Here is an 18,204-nt window from a genome sequence, read left to right on the forward strand (position 1 = left end):
TTTACTCAATAGAAATATTCTGAGTACTACCAAAAGCCTTACTTGCCTCAACATTAAAGCCTTGTATAACTGGTGCTTCTGCCTTATATTCACCTTTACCAGTAACCAGAGCGTAATAATGAAAACTTTCAGAAGACCGGTCAATTTTAAATTTTATGGCTTGACCGTTAATTTCATAAGGGTATTTCATATTTTTATCATACGAAATATTTCTCTGCCAAGTTTTGGTCAGGATTTTTAAACCCGAAGGCAGATAATCAGTGACGCGGTAATTTTTATCTATAGCCTGAGAACTGACAGTGGGGTTTAAGGTTATTTTTATAATCTCATCCTCTGAAAAACTGTCCTTTAACTGATAACCAACGTAATAATCTCTATCAATAGCAATATTAGCATCCTGATTTTCCTCATCAATATCGGCTGGTTTCTCATAATTAGCCACTAAACCAACAGTACCCGTAATATCTGAAAAAGAAATATTTTTTCGATCATTCGAATTTAAAACCAGCTCTAATATTTCATTATTTTCAAGACTAACCTCTTTATTCTCCCCGGAAATTGAATAAGAAAAGCTAACCGCTTGACCGTTTAAATTAGGTAAAGCCTTGATTAAATAAGCAATTTGGTCAAGATTGTGGAGATTATTTTCAGCCGGGTGATTAATAGCATAATTAAACAATTCAAAGGCTTTATCAGAGCCTACTATAGCCCCGACAACAGCCGCTTGATAGGAATATTCCGTGTAATCATCGCCTTGAGTGCCAAGATTTATTCTAATATAAGGTTCTTCCTCAACCCCATGGACTTTTATCAAATCATTGAGAAGTGAATGAGCATATTCTTTGGCTCCGATATTGGCAACAGCCCGAATTAAATAGAGTTTAAGCTCAGGAGTTAAATTTTCATTTTGTAAAAACAGATTGATATCAGTTAAAACCGGCTCACCTAAATTGGCCAAACCTAAATAAGCATAAACTGCTTCATCAGTGTTAGTTTGGCTATCCTCTAAAATATCATAAAAATATTCTTTAGCTGCTGTTTTTGAAAATGACTCCGTGTCAGTAGCCAGGGCTTTGGCGGTCAGTAATATCTCTTCTGATGAATAAGGTAAAAGAGAAATACCTCCCTTTTCAGTCTGATAATGGGAAAAATCAAATGTTTCTGGAGTAGTTTTTTTATCAAAATAGTTATTAAGTAAAACCTGGCTATAATATTGCATCATTTTTTGATCAACTCTATCACCGCCAGAGAAAAGACCCCTTTTCAAAAGATTATAATATTGGCCTCTTTCCTTATTAGTGAAGGTAAGATTGGTCAAACCATCTTCATTTCCGGAAATATTCAGTCCTTCAGTTAAAGTATAATAATCAACAACGTATTTTTTATGATTTGTTTTAATTAAATTAAATTCTTTAGTAACTATATCTTCAAGATTGCCCGCAGTGGCTTTGACTCTTATTTTATGTTTGCCAGCCGGTAAATCCGGCAGAGAAAATTCTACTAATTCAAAGCTTTTGGCTGTGTATTTTTGGGAAGAGATGTCTTGATCCGGATAATTAACCTCAAAATTTACTTCCTCTCCAGAAGATAGTTCTTGGCCAAAAGAGCGCAATTTAATTTTGGGCTTGTCATCTGTAAGATAGTTCTTGGCCATTGAGATATTAACAAAAAAGGGCTGAGTTACTATTATGGCTGTTTGGCTATCACCTACTTTTAAATCATCGGTTACCGCCTGCACACTGGTCTGCCAAGAGGTAATATTATCCGGAAGTTTAAAATTTACTTTGGCCTTTCCCTGACCGTCAGTTTGAGCAGTGCCAAAAAAAGCTATATCCTGAAAATTATCCCGACCTGCTTTATTATTATGAACATAAACATTATCAGCAAAAAAAGTGTGATAATTTTCAATGTGTAAATTATAAACTGTTACCGGTTCATTATGTTTTATAATTGAATTAATGAATATTTTTTTACCGGAAGAAAGCTCTAACTGATCTCCAAGCTTGGCTCGGCCAATAGGCTGCCAAACCCCATTAAGATAAACAATATGAACGGGGGTGGCTTTTAGAAAACCATTAATTTCAAGATATTCATTAAGAAAATGTCTTGATTTACCCACTACTTTAGCTTTAACTAATTTATTTTTATCCGATTTTTCTCTGGTCAAGACATATTCGCCAACTTCTACCTGACCAATATTCTTCTGCTCTTTATCTGACATTAATATCTGAGTATCTCCAGTAAAACAGCCACCGCCTTCAGCTCCGATTGAGTCTATTTTTTTATGGGAAGTATAAGAAGCAGTAAGAGAAGAAGGAATTTTAGAATATATTTTACTCTGTATGTTTCCCCAACGCTCCCAGGATATCATGGCTAGAGCTTCATCAATTAAAGAAACATTTACCTCAGCTTTTTTCACTGCATCATTATTTTGATCGGTTACCTCAATAGCTAATTCTGCCTTTTCTCCTGGCTTATAAGCGGCTTTATCCGGGAACGTTTTAATATTTAATTTTTTAGAATCAGAATCAAATTCAACTATTTTTTGATGAGTAGTATGGTAGGATCGACCGTCAAATACAATACCACTAACATAAATATTAGGGGCAAATTTTTCTTCAAACTGAAAACTTAAATTCGCTTGATTGGAGACACCAACATCAAAAATTCCATTCTGGTCTTTAAAATAAAGTATTTTATCACTTTCAGACGGTGTAAAAGGAGATTCATTTTTATTTAAAGTTAGTTTAACTTCTTCCTCAATATTATACTTACTATTTTCCGGGTCAAGTTCTTTTTCTGTAACCAGATAATAACTGTCATAAATAGAGTTCTGGCTGTGATAATAACTAGAATAATTATTTTTAGAATAGTAATAAGTTTCTTTTTCAGTTACTCTTCCCTGGTTATCATTAGTAGTCACCACTATTTTATAATTTTTTTCGGATTCAGGATTAAAGGAATAAGAAAAAATGCCTTTCTCGTTTGTAATTAAACTTTCTTCTTCAATTAAATCTTCATGTTTTTCATACCGATAATTTTTTACTGTTTTTTTATTAATAAAATCATAACTGGTGTCTTTTTCTATCTTTTCATACCAGAGATGATAAATTTTTAAATCAGCAGAAATATCAGCTACTGGATCACCCTCATAATCCCAAATATATTTATCCGGCTCAGCGTTAATTTTATCCAGAGAAACATTATAAATAAGACCTGATATTTCCCCTCCCTTTTTAGCTGTCAGATCAATATCATAATGCGGGCCAAAAACACGAAAATAAGCTGTGGCCGTAATATCCGCCACTTCAGAATTTTTAGGATGAACTCTTAAATAGGCGGTATAAGGATAATAATTATTTTGAGTGTAGCTTGTTTCATAACTGACTTCTATTTCTCCTTTATCATCAGTCACTCCCTGGCCGTCGCCAAACTTGCCGTTATATTTTAGTTCCAAACCAGAAACCGGGGTGCCGTCAAAAAAGGAGGCCTTTAACTTATAAACGGCTTTTTCTCCCTCAAAAATTGCTTTTTTAGGAGTAGTTATCTCAATTTTATAGGGAGGTTTGGTATAAGTTTTTATATTAATAGATTCGCGTGAGATTACTTCTCCATTATCAATAGCTAACAAACTGTAATATCCGGGATTAATATTGGAGAAAGATAATTCACCCTGATAAGTGCCTTTTTCAGAAATATTGACTGAAGTTTTGGCCAAAGTAGTTATTTTTTCCTCTCCATTAACCCTCTTAGTTTTAGCCAGTTTTATGGTTAAATTCTCTAAATTAGAACCATTCCTTTTTTTAGCAATACCCCAAAAGTATATTTTATCTGTTGGCTGGTAAAGATTTCTATTGGGATAGAGATAAGACCAATAATATTTATTCTGAGCTATGTTTCGTCCCCAATAAGAATAAGAACTGTCTTCTGTAGGCACTAACAAATTTTCACTTCCTTTTGAAAGAGTGAAGAAATAAAGACTGTCTCTATAATAAATCCCCTCTTCGTCTTGCAACTCTAACGGTGTTTCAAACTCAGCTAACCCCTGACTATCGGTACTGGCCGAAAAATCTTCATTTTCTGAAAAAGAAATTTTAATATCTGATACTACTTCATCTGAATTAAGGCTGTTTACCCACATAAAAGATTTGTTAGGGCTGCCATAAAAAGCGGTTGATAAAGAGGATATTTGTAAAAAAGACTGGTCTTTTTCCTCTCCGGCTTCTGCCTCCACTAAATAATATCCGTTTTTTAAATTATCCGGAAAGAGAATAACTTCATACCAAAAATTTGTTTGTTGTAAATCAGCTGTAAATGATGAAACTGATTCCAGAGAATCCGTAGGATAAGGCTTGTTTTTCCGGTAGAGACTAGCCCAATAAGGTATGTCTTTATACTGCTCTATCACCGCATTTTTATAGGCTTCAAAATTATGAAATTTCCAAACCTTAACCTCTACAGAATTAGCCTCGGTACCTCTTTCATAAAGACTTAAGACAGGAGCGTCATTATTTGGAAATTCATAAAAGTTATCTATAAATCTAAAGCTTGAATAGGAGGTTGATTCTTCACTGGCTTCAGTTTCAAATCTAAAAACAATTTCTTTAGACAGTTTTTTATCCGTACCAGCCAAAGGCAGACCTTTTTTTATTTTTACTGTGTAGAGAGTGGCTGGCTTCAAGCTCTTAGGAACAAAAACTAATGTTTTCCTGTATTTTTTAAAATTACCCTCAGGCTTCGGTTGAATTTCAATGTAATCCTCATAATTTTCATAATTTTCATGTGAAAAAGTTATTTCAATTCCTGAATCAAGCGGCACGCTAGTAGCTTTATCCCTAGGCAAAGTACTGGTAATTTTAAAAATATCTTTTGTTTGAAAAGCCCAGGCAAATTCTTTTTCTTGACCTGGGTTTGGTTTTACAGTATTAATTTTGAAGTTATAAATGGTATTTGTGGCCAGTTCTTTTTCCGGAACAATTTTAAAGGTTTTATTATTAGAAGATTCCAGTTTATAATTTAATGAAGGGCTAATAGCTAAAGCCGTTTTAACCTTATCTTTTTCAACAGCGTGCTGGCTGTCCAAAGTAAAAGAAGAATTTTTATCCACCCCCAAAGAATCTATATTATCGGCTCTTAAAGTAAAGTCATAATCTATTTCTGAAACAAGGGGAGGTTTTTCTGTATTTGTATTTTTTATGAGCTCACTTTTAAAAAAGAACTGCCAAGTAGTAAAAGCCGCTATGATCAGGGTTAAAGCCAAAGCTAAGGTTAGAAAAGATTTTTTATAAAGCATAAAATTTATTTATTATTTAATATATTAGTACTATAAAATTTACCCGCCAATAATAATCACTAAAATAATAATAATGGCGTTTTTCATAATTTTTATTATTAATTATAAAAATTATATTTCAGTAAAGATTAAATCATAACTAACTACTGGATCACTGTTAGCTATTACTTCGGAATCATCAGCTCCCCAGCCACCGGTTTCGCTATCTTCTTTATAAAAGGCAGCCGAGTCATAGACTTCTAAAAGATCTCTTTTTAAAACATTATTGATATCAAAAGTTTGGTCGTTATAATGAAGACCATAGGCCTGATAAAAAGTGCTGGTCGTTTTAAAAGGCTCCCGTATTTCCGGGCAGTCTAAATAAACATCAGTGGCTTCAGATAAACCACTGGTCATAGCCAAAATATCAACCATGGTTTCTTTATTACAGTAAATATCCAAAAAAGTACCAGCCATACCTTCAGAACCGGCTTTTTCTTTTTCAACATTATTAGCCATATAATAATAACCACTGGATAAATCAACCTGAGTCGGTTCAGATTTTGGTAAATTATCATTAACCTTATAAAAATAAGCCACATGAATCGGGTAATCCCATTCTTTGTTAATCTTAATCCCGACCCGGCCGTCTACTTTACCGTCAGAAGAAGTGACTGACCAGGTGCTACCATCATATTTCATTAAACTAGCGTACGGGTCAGAAGTATTATTAGTATTGGCAATTGAATTATTGGTAATACTAGTGTTAGTATTAGTATTACTTTCCTCACTCTTGTTTAATACAAAATAAACCCCCATAGCTCCCAGGATCACCAAAATTACTACTATAATTATTACTATTAATTTGCTTGATTTTTTATTGTTTTCCATAATTTTTAATTAGTATTAAGCATTTTTATTATACTACAAAATTTTAAATAATTAAATTAGCCCATTAAATCTTTTTGGATTCATTGAGCTTATTTTGCGTAATATTAATTTCTCTTTTTTTAACCATAAAATGGCCAAAGTATTTATAACCCCAAAAAGTTTCCCTCTAACTTTCAAAATCAAGCCAATGGTACCGGTTATTAAATAATTTCCATAGATCAAAAACTAACCAAAGGACAATAAACGAAAGCACGGGCATGAGCCATCCGCTTATTCCAATCGGCGCTGTTTCGAATATATGTCTGGCCGGCGTATAAATAATAATAATGGTAGCCACTAATGAAATAAGAGAGGCATAAACCAAATAAGGATTGACAAAAAGAGAGCGGCCAAATACCCCTTTTCTAAATGAACGGAAATTAAAAGCCGAAGCAATTTCCAAACTAATTAGCGTAGCCAAAGCCACGGTCCGGGAATAGACAATATCATAACCCAAAATATTAAAAGAAATATAAAAAGAAATTAAAGTTAAGAGAGCCATAAAAAGCCCGTTACCTAATAACAATAAAGCAAAATCTTTAGTGAGAATACGTGCTTTTTTTCGCGGTTTTTCTGACATCAAATCACCCGAAGAAGGGTTAAGGCCGAGAGTGATGGCCGGGAAATTATCCGTGACCAAATTCATAAACAAAATCTGCAGCGCCAGCAAAAGAGGCACAAGCCAGCCCAAAAACGGAGCTAACAACACACCAACAAAAATAATAAGCAACTCGGCTACATTAACCGATAACTGATAAGCCACAAATTTACGGATATTCTTAAAAATAGTCCGTCCTTCCCGAATAGCATAAACAATAGTGGCAAAATTATCATCTTTTAAGGTAAGATCCGCCACTGAGCGGGAAACATCGGTTCCGTTTTTGCCCATGGCTACTCCAATATGCGCTTCCTTAAGAGCCGGGGCGTCATTAACCCCATCCCCGGTCATAGTGACAATCTCGCCATTAGTTTTTAGAGCTTGCACCAACCGCAGCTTATGCTCGGGTTTAACCCGGGCAAAAATAACCTTTTCACTAATAATATTTTCTAATTCCTCATCAGTGGCTTGCTCAATCTGGCGGCCCAACATAGTCTTTCCAGAAAGCCCAATCTGTCTGGCGACTGCTATGGCCGTTTCCTGATAATCGCCGGTAATTAACTTAACCCCAATACCAGCCTGCCGGCAATTGTCAATGGCTTCCTTGACTTCTTCGCGCGGCGGATCATCCATACCCAAAAGACCCAAAAAAATTAAGTCCTCTTCAAAATCATCTTTATTAAATTTCTTAATTGGTTTATAAGCCACGGCTAAAGTACGCATTGATTTTTTGGCTAACGATTCCTGAATTTTTTCTATACGCTCACGGCTTTTTTGATTCAGATGTTTTCGGCCCTGGCTAGTCTCTATAAAAGAGCATTTATCAATCATCATTTCCAGAGCTCCCTTAGTATAAACAAAATTTCCTTCAGGCGTTCGACAGAGTACAGACATTTTTTTGCGTTCAGAATTAAAGGGTATTTCTTCCGCTCGTTCGGCCATTAAATCATCTTTAAAAATCCCGGCTTTAGCAGCCATGACCAAGAGAGCCGCCTCAGTCACACTGCCAATAGGATGATAAACACTTTTTTCGCCGGTCCGCTTGATAGCAGCATCATTACATAAAACACTAGCCGTTAAAAGACGGCTGATAACCGGATTTTCAAGCGGTTTAATTATTTTGTCTTTAATAGAAAATTCGCCTTCGGCTTCAAAACCCGCCCCGGAAACACTGATCAGGCCCTCCTCACTCCAGATTTTGCTGACGGTCATTTCCCCTCGGGTTAGAGTGCCGGTTTTATCACAGCAAATAACAGTTGTTTCTCCCAAAGTTTCAATAATAGACATCCGGTTGACAATAGCATTTTTTTTAGCCATACGATGAGCGCCAACTGACAGAGTAGAGATTAAAACAACTGGAAATCCCTCGGGAAAAGCTGAAATAGAAAGAGCAATTACTAAAATTATAATATTATAGATGTGTTCCTGAGAGAAAACAGAAGTTCGGAAGAGCATCAAAGCACCAGTAGCCACAGAAATAACTACGGCCACAATAACCATATAGAGGGCAATGCGATTGATTTTTTTTTGCAGAGGAAGCTCTTTCACCGACTCGCTAATACTGCGGGAAATTTCTCCGAATTTTGTGTTCATACCAGTATGAACAACCATTGCCAAACAATGCCCGTAAAAAACATAAGTACCCATAAAAACCTGATTTTCCGCTTTGGCTTTATTTATATTCTTGACCGCAAATTTCCGGACCTCTTTTGATTCACCGGTTAAAGTAGATTCATTTACCTGTAATTCTTTTTCTTCAATGACCACGGCATCAGCCGGTATTTTTTCTCCGGTTCGCAAAACTAAAACATCACCAGAGACAATTTCAGAAGAGGGAATTTCAACTTCCACTCCGTCTCTTTTTACCACAGAAATTGGCAAAAGCATGCCTTTGAGGGCTTTAATGGCTTTTTCTGACCGGTATTCCTGTATAAAGCCGGTAACAATTATAACTAAAATCACCGCTATAACTGTATAAGCAGTAATTGATTTATCAACCATAAAGGAAAGAATCACCGCCCCTAAAAGTAAGTAAACAACAAAATTCCCCCTAATTTGGCGGAGAAAAATAAAAAAAGGCGAAACGTTACCAACCGAATGGATTTCATTAGGACCATACCGGGCTAGTAATTTTTTTGCCTTATGGGTAGAGAGGCCGTTTGTAGATGGTTTTTGTTTTTGTTTTTTCATTATTTTAATTTTACAGCCTAACTACATTATAACATAAATAAGCGTTTTTTTCAAATGCTTGTATTAGTCCAACCGATTCATTTGACAATAACAAAACACTTTTATAATATTAAAATAGAGCCGAACTGGTAGTCTAATCGCTAAAGACTACCAGGAGATCTGAGAGTCACAAAGAGAGTTCATTCGAAAAGCAGCAAGGAGGAGCACAAAAACCGCTTTACACAAGTAAAGCGCCGGAAATTCCTGAAAAGGAATATTCCTCTTATTTTTTCCTTTCTATTTTTCTTTTCTCTTGGTACGCGTAAGAACCTCAGTGGTCAAGCCCAGTAAAAATGAATTGTTTGACTCTCAGATCTTACTGAGGTTAAATTAAATGTTCTTTAAACCCGCCTTGCGGGTTTTTTTCTTATTTGCTAAAATACTCTAACTATAAACAGCTTACAAGCTCTTTGAAAAAATATAAGATAAAAATTTTAGGAGGTCAAAAAATGTTCTTTAAAACCTGTCTGCAAGACTTGCCTGGTAAACCTGAATATAAATTTGTAAATTTTAGAGACGTAAATCCCTTATCCGGTACTGATAAATTTCGTAATCTCGGTCTGTCCAACAAAGCTATGACAATTCTCCAAAAAAGACTTTTGCAGTATGTACGTAATCTACCGGTTAAACTGCCACAGGCCACGGCTTTCAGAAAAAAATGTTCGATTGATAAAAATGTCAAAAAACACAGAAACAGAAGATATTTGTATATCTTTGATATAGCTAAAGCCTTTCCGAGCGTCAATATTGAGAAATTAGCTCAAATAATTTGCCAAATTGACCCCGGTCTTTTCGGTCAGGAGAAACTTGTTAGCCATTTTCTATCTTCTTACTGTCAGCATCCAAACGGCGGTTTGGTAATAGGGGCCAATGCCTCACCGGCTCTTTTTAATCTTTATGCCGGTATCCTAATTGATTCACCCTTGTCTTCTCTCTGTCAAAAATACAGCCTTCTTTATAGCCGCTATTCAGATGATTTAATTTTTTCTGCTAAAAGCCATCCTATTGGACGTGGCAAAAGAAGAGCTATTCGTCAAGTAGTTATCAAGGCTGGCTTTTCCATTCAGCATAGTAAGGCAAAAGTTATTGATCTTAATAAGGGGCCGGTGGTTATAAATGGTATTGGTATCAAAAGAAACGGAGATTTATATATTCCCCGCTCTTACTTGCGAAAAATTCGCGGTCTTATTCATTTAGCCAGGGAAAATCCTGATCTAAGACCAATGGTACATGGCCTGATGGGAAACTTTTGGACTTTCACCAGCACCACTTCGTTTAACCAAACAGAAAAAAAGCTTATCCAAGCTTATCGACAGCTACAAAAACTTGAAAAAGACCAGAGACTCTAATGCAAATTAGAGTCTTTTTTTATATTAAAATATTTTATAAATCAACTCCGTATTCTGAACTAAACCCAGCCTGTTAGCCTTTGGCTGACTTTTGGCAAGGACTTTTTTTCAAAGATAACCCAGAATAATGGGGTGCTTTTCCGCTTGCCTAACGGCGAGCAGACTTTTTGCCCTTTTGCTTTTCGGCGGAGTTTATCCCGCTGAATAGCGGGGCCCGATTTTTTTGGCAGGGTTTGAGGCTGTGCCAGTTAAAAACTGGCGTGCCACTTATATTTATTTAATCAAACTCCAGTTATTGAGGAAATATCCCATTTCATATCCACTTCCAAGGAAAATTTTATTTTCTCTAATCTTTATCAAAAGCGCAAAGCCAGTTTTTTTGTTTACTTCATAAATTGCGCCTTCTTTTATTTTTCTTTCTATTTCGCTTGAAGGTATGATTAAAAATTTGTTTTCTTCTCCTTTTAATACAAAAACATAAAAAATATTTCCTTGATTGTAGCGTTCAAACGATACTCGGCGGATATGAAAATTATAGGCATTAAATTTATTGATATTTGAAGTTTTAACTTGAATGCCAAAAAATTTATCATTCTTAATTGCGGAAATATCCACTCCAACATCTACGCTCATTATACTAGCGTTGAATCCGCGAAAAAGCAGTTCCGAGCAAACTAAATGCTCTCCGCCTTTGCCGGTAAATCCGCCTTTAATCACAATTTTTTCTTCTTCGGCTTTTTCCGCCTCAATAATCTTTGGCGTTTCTTTGATTTCTTTTTTGTTTGAATTGAGCGCAAAAGTTCCAGGCGCAGTCCTAATAAAGTCTGAGCCCTCGCCTTTGTTTTTTATATCCACCACAATTTGCGCGTTCATCGTTGCTTCTGGTGTTGCGCCCTCGGTTTCCAAAATACCGGATTCCAAAGCCAGCCGAGTAATTTCAGCATAGTGCAAAGGCGTTTTTGCCTTCTCTAATATTTCAATCGCTGATTGTTTGAATGTGTTCATAGTTATTTCTTTTTGTAATTCTTGTCTAAAATCTTGTAGCATTCTGTGGAATAAAAGTATTGGTCACTAGGCTTTGGGTTCTTATAATTTGCTGGCCATTGATCAGCATATTTTTTATCTACTTTCAAAATATTTCTTTTAAGATCATTGAATTTTTTTCCTTGTCTGAAATCAGAATATCTTGCTTTACAACTTTTTAATAAGTCTGAGTGATCTAATGTGTACTTACTTTTAAAAGCAGATTCCTGCTCAATTTTAAAAGCTGGTGCGTTTAGATCATCGGTTATTTGAACACCTATGCCATTTTTAATTTTTCCTGCAATTATTGAAACTGGTTTAACATCTCCAATAAGTCTTAATACAGGCTTTCCTTTTTCTTGGAAATTACCTTGATTTATAAATTTCAATTTTGGAATCAGTTTTTTATCTATAACAAGCGTTCCGCCTTTTCCTGTTATTTCTCCACCGATAGTATCCATAATCGCCGCATTTGTCGGGCCAATTTTTGAGATTTTTTCAAAATGCTCTAACCAGCTTTTTCTCTCTTCTTCTTTAACAAAATCGAACATCGCTTTTAGTTCAGGATATTTTATTCCTTCACTTCTCGCATTGTAGCGATAATAAATATCAGCCTCTTTTAATTTGCCGTCATTTTTAAGACATACAATCGGTTTTGATTTTGTTTGTTGCGTATATAATAAACCAATCTTTTTCGTCTTTACTCTTATTACAAATTTTTCGAAGATAATTTCAGGAGCAAAAACATTATTTAGATACGCAGTAATTTTAGCTTCGTCCACATCCTCAAAATTATTACTTTGAAGTCCGACAAGATTACGCGGTCTATCTTTTACGCCAAAAACGATATAGCCACCTTTATTATTAGCAAAGGCGACCATACTTTTGGCGTATTTATCCTTTGAGTTCCAGTTAAACGATTCTTTAAATTCAAGCCAACCACTCTCGCGCGAGATTATTCTATCCCCGATAGTTTCGTGAAATGAAAAAATTTTGTTATATTCATCACTATTTTTAAAATCATTATTCATGGCATTTTAAATTAAGAACTCCACTCATCAGCAAAAAGCTCGGCTTGTTTTAAGATATTTTCCGTTGCCATTTTTTGCTTGTCAGGCGGATAGCCGTATTGGCGCAAAATTCTTTTTACAATTACACGAAGTTTCGCCTGCCCGCCTCCTCACAGCCCTTGGACGCAGAACCTAAATGTGGAATTGGCTTTGAACTGTTGAACAAAATCCACTGGTTTGCCTTTGGCGGATGTTTGGCTCTGAAATTTTTTTGGGGGGCTACAAGTTAAAGGGTGAGGTTAGAATGAATGTATCGTTTTGTACTCAACATTCTTACAATAATTTATTTTCTTTTTGAAATCGTACCATGTGTCCCTTGTTATTTCTTCCTTAAGAATACTTTTTATATCCATCAGACGACCACTACTATACGAAAATAAATCATTCTCCAAATCATGAAGTTCTTTACAAAATTGATACTCGTCAGAACCCATCAAATTTTTCTTCTTTTTCTTTAATTCAAAAAATTCTTTGTTGATCTCCAAATATCTCTTATTTAATTCATCTATTTTGGCAATAATATTTTTCTCCTGCTCGGTCCTTTTGTGTTTATTCAAAAGCAGTCCCAAGTAAACTAATTTTTCTAATACCCTTGGATGATTATATCCGTATCCAAGAGTTACCTTTTCAAAATGCTGATTTATTAATCTTGCATATAGCTCTATCAAGTATTCTATATCAAATTTCTTATTTTTAAGATTATGGCTAATTTCTCTCAATAAAATTTCCGAAACTTGCTCAAGATTGAATAAAAAACTTTCTTCTACTTTATCCGTTTTTTGAAAATACCAATTCAATGCATAAAACTGAGTTTTGTATATTTTATTTAAATCCAAATCACTAAAATTACTCTTAATTCCATAAATAATGTTTATGTTATTTTCTATGGACTGAATAATTGGTAAGCCAACCTGCTTATTTTCTAATCCCACATCCCTTGCCAAATCAAGAAGGAAATCGCTCCATCTCTCCAATAATCGTACAAACTTATCTAAACTTTCCTTCTTCTGCTTTTCCTCTTTTATTCCAATAATCCAATTTATTACACCCCCTTGCCATGCATGAAAGCTAATAAATAATTCACTCGCAGACAAACTTAGCCGATTGCTTGCAACTGATAATAATAAAATATTTTTCTTTAATTTTTTGAATAAATCGTTCCAAAAAATCTCATTGTGCTCATATCTATTCCAAGCAATCTTAATTTGGTTAAAGTAAATGTTTACGAGTTCTTTTAGAAATGTCTCTTGGTTGTTAGAAAGACATGCTATAGAAATTTTATTTATGACTTGATTTATTTGACTCGTAGTAAAATATTCATCGGTTTTTTGCAGTACAAAGTTTGATACATTGGACACAGATTTAATAGATTCCCAAATCCAATCGTTTTCTTTCGAGACCAATAATTTTTCGATAAACCCGATATAGTATGCCGATATCAAATTTGGTAGTGGATTTCCCTTGTGATTACCAAGATTTTTATCAGCGTATTTTATATTTAGAGAATTAGCTAAAATATTTTCGTAAATATTCAGTAAATAATAAACATTTTCTTTCCTTTTCTCCTGAATAATCCTGTCGCTCATTGATTGTAAGTACTCCAGTATTTTAGCTGTGAACCCCTCATCATCAAAAGAATAGGTACCCCAAAAAGAGGCAGGTATTCTGATAAAATTTTTGTTTCTCAAACTCAAATGTTTTAGGTAGATGTCGCGAATATATTTTACTGTTAGGTTAAAAGAGTTGATCTCATTTTTTGCCAACAATCTCAGACCAATCTCGTATAAATATTTAACATTTTCTGAAACAATCAAATGCCAATTAGGATTAGATTTATACTGCACATCTAAAGAAAAATCCTTATTCTCCTTTTCATATTCAAAAATCTTATTTTGAATGTATGCATGTTTTTTAAATTCTTTATTTACTTTTTCCAGATGATTTATGGCATTGTTTCTAATTTTTGTTAAAGTCGTTTCTGGATTTATTCGTTTTCTTAATTCTTTGTAGAGATTGTAGATTAAGTAAAATGCGACAAATAAAATACCTAATAATACTTCTAACACATAATTTTTGAGAAAAATGGGCGTAAAAAATGCCGTTATTGTAAGAAACACTAATAACCAAAAGAATACTTTTTCCTTAACATCTTGGATAAATTTATTTAGATATTGAGTGGAGAATAAATCAGCTGTACTTTGTAAAATAAAGGTGGAAAAAGAAAATACGATAGCAATTGACGCTCCAATAATTCCGGCAACAGCAAAAGCCAAGCTATGAACATTGTCACTGCTTACAGTGATATTTAGCCAAAGTAAAACTCTGTGCAAAAAAAATAGAGAAGCACCAAAAGGTATCAGATAAAAATAAAAAGAATCCACAAATCTTTTAACTTTCCCCTTAATAATATGCCACTTATAATTGAGGTATTGTTTTGACTTGTAGAAGTATAATAATATTTTTTGCTTCAAGGTGGGCTCTTTTTTATTTTTATTGTCTGTTGCCATAAAGTCATTTTTTCACCTTACCTAAAACAATCATCAGAGTATTTGCTGACTGTTCATAAATATGGAGAATTTGCCACTTGCCAGTTTTTAATTTATCTTGCAAGGCCTTTTCATGTCGTATATCGTCTGCAGTCTTACTATCCCCGACATTTTTGGGAAACTTATATTTTACAATATCATAAATTGCTCGTGACTTGTGCCATGCTTGAATTGAAACAATAAGAGCAGACAATGAAATGGCCACTGCAATTATTTCTGGCCAATGTTTCAAAATAAAATTAATCATATTAATTTACTTTCCAAATTTGTTTTAATTATTTTATTTACCGATTACCCTTTGCCCGATTATGTGTCTTGCACAACATCTGGCAATTTTTAGCTGAAGTTGCGCCGTCCTTGCTCCATGCCGCCACGTGGTCGGCATCCATATCGCTTAAGCTCCAAATCTTCTCCTTGTTAGCACCATGTCCGATGGCGCAATGCGGGCAATTTGATTTTCCTTTGGCTTCTGCGGCTTTTGTCTGCGACGCATAAACCGATCTTTTGGTTGCTTCGTCAAATATGCGAACATCAAGCAGTTTCGTATCAACAGAATCGCCAAGAATAAACTCAAAGACCCCTTTGCGGTTTTTGACATATGGATCAGCGTAGAGTTTATGTACTTCTTTGGATACTTTGGCGGGATCGTAAGAGTTTTTATGATACTCCTCATACAATCGCCCCCATTCAAGACCGCGCATTTCTTTTTCAACATCTGTAAACACACTAGAAATCCAATCAATCACGCTATTAAAATATGTTTTTAATTCTTTAATATTTGTATCCTTTCGATGACGGCTCATGTAGTCGTCAATATTGCCTTTACTTACCCAATCTAATGCTCGCTCCAAAAAATCTTGGCGATTAACAACACCAGATATGTAGGCACCCCATTTTTGAGTATTGGCATTTTGACTATTACTAAATTCTTCTTTTGCAAGCGTTACAAATGGTCCGGAATAAATAGCGTTGAGTAATTCTTGAGGTTTAAGCGGAACGCCTGCAATATTGATTGTCTTAAACCACTCTTTTATCTGGCTTTCCGTGCCTTCACATTCATAAATAAGTAATTTAGTTTCTAATATCTTGTCTTTTTTGTCCTTTGCTAGGCCACCAAAATATTGCATTCCGTTCTCATCTTTTATAGCAAACTTATCGGTAATAAAGCGCCCAAGGCTAGTGATGCGCTGTTGTCCGTCCAACACCTCAAATTTATTATTGCTAACTTTGTTAAAATAGATTAACCCTATCGGATAGCCCTTGAGAACTGATTCTATTACTGCGACTTCTCTCCCTTCTTCTGCATAAATGTAATTACGTTGATACTCTGGCTGAATGGTTAGCTTGCCAGCCAAACCGAACAAGCCCTTGCCTTCAAGTTCGTTATAAACGAACCCTTCGCAAATATTTTTGACAGTTATATTAGTTTTTAAAATCGTTTTCATATTATTTTTTCTTATGTTTTATTAAAACTCTGGCATAGACCTTTTTTCCATTAATATAGGGTACACCATATGAATAATTTTCGGCATTATTTGTAATTAATGAACCTAAAATTTCAAATTGGTCAGGATTGTATTTATCAAGAAATGTAACTGGCACACCCATTGCACCTTTATAATCACTTGGTATCGCATCGGTGAAAGGCACTTCTATGGCGTCATAATTATCGTATTTATCATACGATTTTTTTCCTTTAACTTCTCTATGTTTACTATATTTTAAATTTTCAGCCATTGTCATGAGTGGCAACGGTTGGTGACGGCGACCATGATCAAGATTAGTAAGCCACAAACAATTATTGGTGGCGACAATCCTGTTTCCATTTTCATCTATCCTGGCTTCTGAGCCATATAAATCGTAGGATTCAGGAACAATAAATCCAGAAATCCATCTCCCCATTCCATTTCCAAGCCAAGCTTTATTTTCTTTAATTTTTGGAAAAATCTCTTTATAAGTTAAACAATTAATATTGCCAATAATTAAAAATTTTTTCTTATAATCAAAAAGTTTCTTAACATATTCGCGAAATAAGCTGAAAGGTGGGTTTGTTACAACGATATCGGATTGTTTAAGAAGACTTATACATTCATCGCTACGAAAATCACCATCGCCTTCGAGTGGTGCCCATTCGTTGTGTTTATTGACTTTTAATTGCTTGGCAACATCTTTTAAGTTAAATTCGCCGTCGCCGTCTATATCATGTACTTCGTTGATAATAAATTTATTGGCGGTAATTTTAGGGCGACCTTTTGATTTTAGAAGAGTTTTGTCATCACCAAATAACCTTAGTTGTGTGTTAGCGACAGGCGATGGCTTGTAGCTCGTCGTGATGAGTTGTTTTAATCCAAGCCTGTTGAAATTAAGCACGAAATAGCGAAAGAAGTTGCTTTCAAAAGGATCGTCGCAGTTGCAATATACTACCTTATTGCGAAAAGTATTAGGATTATAATCCAGATACTTTTCAATCTCTTTTTGAATATCGCTGTATTGAGTATAAAACTCATCGTTCTTTGCTTTCTTTGCTTTTGTAAGATTTTTGATTGAGGATTTTCTGCCCATAATTTTATTTCATTAAATCATCCCGCCTTTGCTTACAGCTTCGCACGGGCAAGCAATCGAAATCATTTTAATAATAATTTATCAACTGATCTATCAAGAGCATCAGCAATTTTTTTAACAGTATCAATGGTCGGGTTTGGCGTCGCTCCCGCCTCTATTTTAGCAATTGTATGAAAAGCCAAGTTTGCTTTTTTTGATAAGACATCTTGAGAAATACCCGCAAGTTTGCGGTACTTCTTTATATTATCACCAATTATGGATTTTTGCTTTAACATATTCGTATAGTTTTACTATTATAATGATATAGTAATATTATATTTAATTATTTATAGTTAGTATATGAATTATTTACGATTTAGTCAAACAAATTATAGAGATTTCCTAGGCCTTGCCCGCGCCCCCCAAAAAAAAGAAACTGCGTTTTCCTTAGGGGACAGACAGAAGTGATTGGGTAAGGGCAATTATAAAAATGATAGCCCCGCAAAAAAAATCGGGCCCCGCTATCCTCGTCATTCGACGGGATCTCCACTTCGTTTTGAGATTCGAATAATTTTCTCTGCTCTCCCAGGAGAACTCCCCGCCAGAGACTTACTCGCCTTGGGCGCAGAACCAGCGAACTAACATT

At 34.8% G+C, this 18,204-nt stretch carries 11 protein-coding genes and 1 pseudogene; 1 reads left to right on the forward strand and 11 read right to left on the reverse strand.

The annotated features are described in order from the left end of the window. Window position 1 precedes the first annotated feature (1 nt). From U5L76_03545 to U5L76_03555, 3 genes are all read right to left on the reverse strand, one after another. Entirely contained in the window at window positions 2-5,293 is a 5,292-nt protein-coding gene (locus U5L76_03545) for an Ig-like domain-containing protein (protein ID MDZ7798665.1), read from the reverse strand. 111 nt (window positions 5,294-5,404) lie between these two features. Further along, the gene (locus U5L76_03550; protein ID MDZ7798666.1) at window positions 5,405-6,163 is read right to left on the reverse strand and encodes a hypothetical protein; all 759 of its coding nucleotides are present in this window, start codon (window positions 6,161-6,163) and stop codon (window positions 5,405-5,407) included. A gap of 166 nt (window positions 6,164-6,329) precedes the next feature. Next, on the reverse strand, window positions 6,330-8,990 hold the full coding sequence (locus U5L76_03555; GenBank protein MDZ7798667.1) for a cation-transporting P-type ATPase: 2,661 nt from the start codon (window positions 8,988-8,990) through the stop codon (window positions 6,330-6,332). Window positions 8,991-9,478: 488 nt separating this feature from the next. Between U5L76_03555 and U5L76_03560 the strand changes: the two genes are divergently transcribed. Further along, window positions 9,479-10,378 (forward strand): reverse transcriptase domain-containing protein, encoded by a 900-nt coding sequence (locus tag U5L76_03560; GenBank protein ID MDZ7798668.1) that lies wholly within the window; start codon window positions 9,479-9,481, stop codon window positions 10,376-10,378. A gap of 273 nt (window positions 10,379-10,651) precedes the next feature. Here the strand turns inward: U5L76_03560 and U5L76_03565 are convergent, their stop codons facing one another. The 8 genes and pseudogenes from U5L76_03565 to U5L76_03600 form a co-directional block, all read right to left on the reverse strand. Then, on the reverse strand, window positions 10,652-11,383 hold the full coding sequence (locus U5L76_03565) for a winged helix-turn-helix domain-containing protein (protein MDZ7798669.1): 732 nt from the start codon (window positions 11,381-11,383) through the stop codon (window positions 10,652-10,654). 2 nt (window positions 11,384-11,385) lie between these two features. Continuing rightward, entirely contained in the window at window positions 11,386-12,432 is a 1,047-nt protein-coding gene (locus tag U5L76_03570) for an ATP-binding protein (GenBank protein MDZ7798670.1), read from the reverse strand. Window positions 12,433-12,443: 11 nt separating this feature from the next. Further along, window positions 12,444-12,560 (reverse strand): annotated as a pseudogene (locus tag U5L76_03575) (DUF3387 domain-containing protein). A gap of 150 nt (window positions 12,561-12,710) precedes the next feature. Then, on the reverse strand, window positions 12,711-14,978 hold the full coding sequence (locus U5L76_03580) for a hypothetical protein (protein MDZ7798671.1): 2,268 nt from the start codon (window positions 14,976-14,978) through the stop codon (window positions 12,711-12,713). 4 nt (window positions 14,979-14,982) lie between these two features. Beyond that, the gene (locus U5L76_03585; protein ID MDZ7798672.1) at window positions 14,983-15,264 is read right to left on the reverse strand and encodes a hypothetical protein; all 282 of its coding nucleotides are present in this window, start codon (window positions 15,262-15,264) and stop codon (window positions 14,983-14,985) included. Between the two features lie 37 nt (window positions 15,265-15,301). Beyond that, a complete protein-coding gene (locus U5L76_03590) occupies window positions 15,302-16,462 on the reverse strand; it encodes a DUF262 domain-containing protein (GenBank protein ID MDZ7798673.1) in 1,161 nt (386 codons plus the stop codon). Window position 16,463: 1 nt separating this feature from the next. Beyond that, window positions 16,464-17,579, reverse strand: coding sequence for an adenine-specific methyltransferase EcoRI family protein (locus U5L76_03595; protein MDZ7798674.1), 1,116 nt, complete (start codon window positions 17,577-17,579; stop codon window positions 16,464-16,466). A gap of 62 nt (window positions 17,580-17,641) precedes the next feature. Next, entirely contained in the window at window positions 17,642-17,854 is a 213-nt protein-coding gene (locus U5L76_03600; protein MDZ7798675.1) for a helix-turn-helix transcriptional regulator, read from the reverse strand. Window positions 17,855-18,204 lie beyond the last annotated feature (350 nt).

The organism is Patescibacteria group bacterium (genome assembly GCA_034520665.1).
In the GTDB taxonomy this organism is placed as follows: Bacteria; Patescibacteriota; Patescibacteriia; order JAXHNJ01; family JAXHNJ01; genus JAXHNJ01.

Coding starts and splice junctions, on each gene's coding strand:
- U5L76_03555 (MDZ7798667.1), bottom strand. CDS start 8,990: ATGAAAAAACAAAAACAAAAACCATCTACAAACGGCCTCTCTACCCAT.
- U5L76_03585 (MDZ7798672.1), bottom strand. CDS start 15,264: ATGATTAATTTTATTTTGAAACATTGGCCAGAAATAATTGCAGTGGCC.
- U5L76_03590 (MDZ7798673.1), bottom strand. CDS start 16,462: ATGAAAACGATTTTAAAAACTAATATAACTGTCAAAAATATTTGCGAA.
- U5L76_03580 (MDZ7798671.1), bottom strand. CDS start 14,978: ATGGCAACAGACAATAAAAATAAAAAAGAGCCCACCTTGAAGCAAAAA.
- U5L76_03595 (MDZ7798674.1), bottom strand. CDS start 17,579: ATGGGCAGAAAATCCTCAATCAAAAATCTTACAAAAGCAAAGAAAGCA.
- U5L76_03545 (MDZ7798665.1), bottom strand. CDS start 5,293: ATGCTTTATAAAAAATCTTTTCTAACCTTAGCTTTGGCTTTAACCCTG.
- U5L76_03600 (MDZ7798675.1), bottom strand. CDS start 17,854: ATGTTAAAGCAAAAATCCATAATTGGTGATAATATAAAGAAGTACCGC.
- U5L76_03570 (MDZ7798670.1), bottom strand. CDS start 12,432: ATGAATAATGATTTTAAAAATAGTGATGAATATAACAAAATTTTTTCA.
- U5L76_03565 (MDZ7798669.1), bottom strand. CDS start 11,383: ATGAACACATTCAAACAATCAGCGATTGAAATATTAGAGAAGGCAAAA.
- U5L76_03560 (MDZ7798668.1), top strand. CDS start 9,479: ATGTTCTTTAAAACCTGTCTGCAAGACTTGCCTGGTAAACCTGAATAT.
- U5L76_03550 (MDZ7798666.1), bottom strand. CDS start 6,163: ATGGAAAACAATAAAAAATCAAGCAAATTAATAGTAATAATTATAGTA.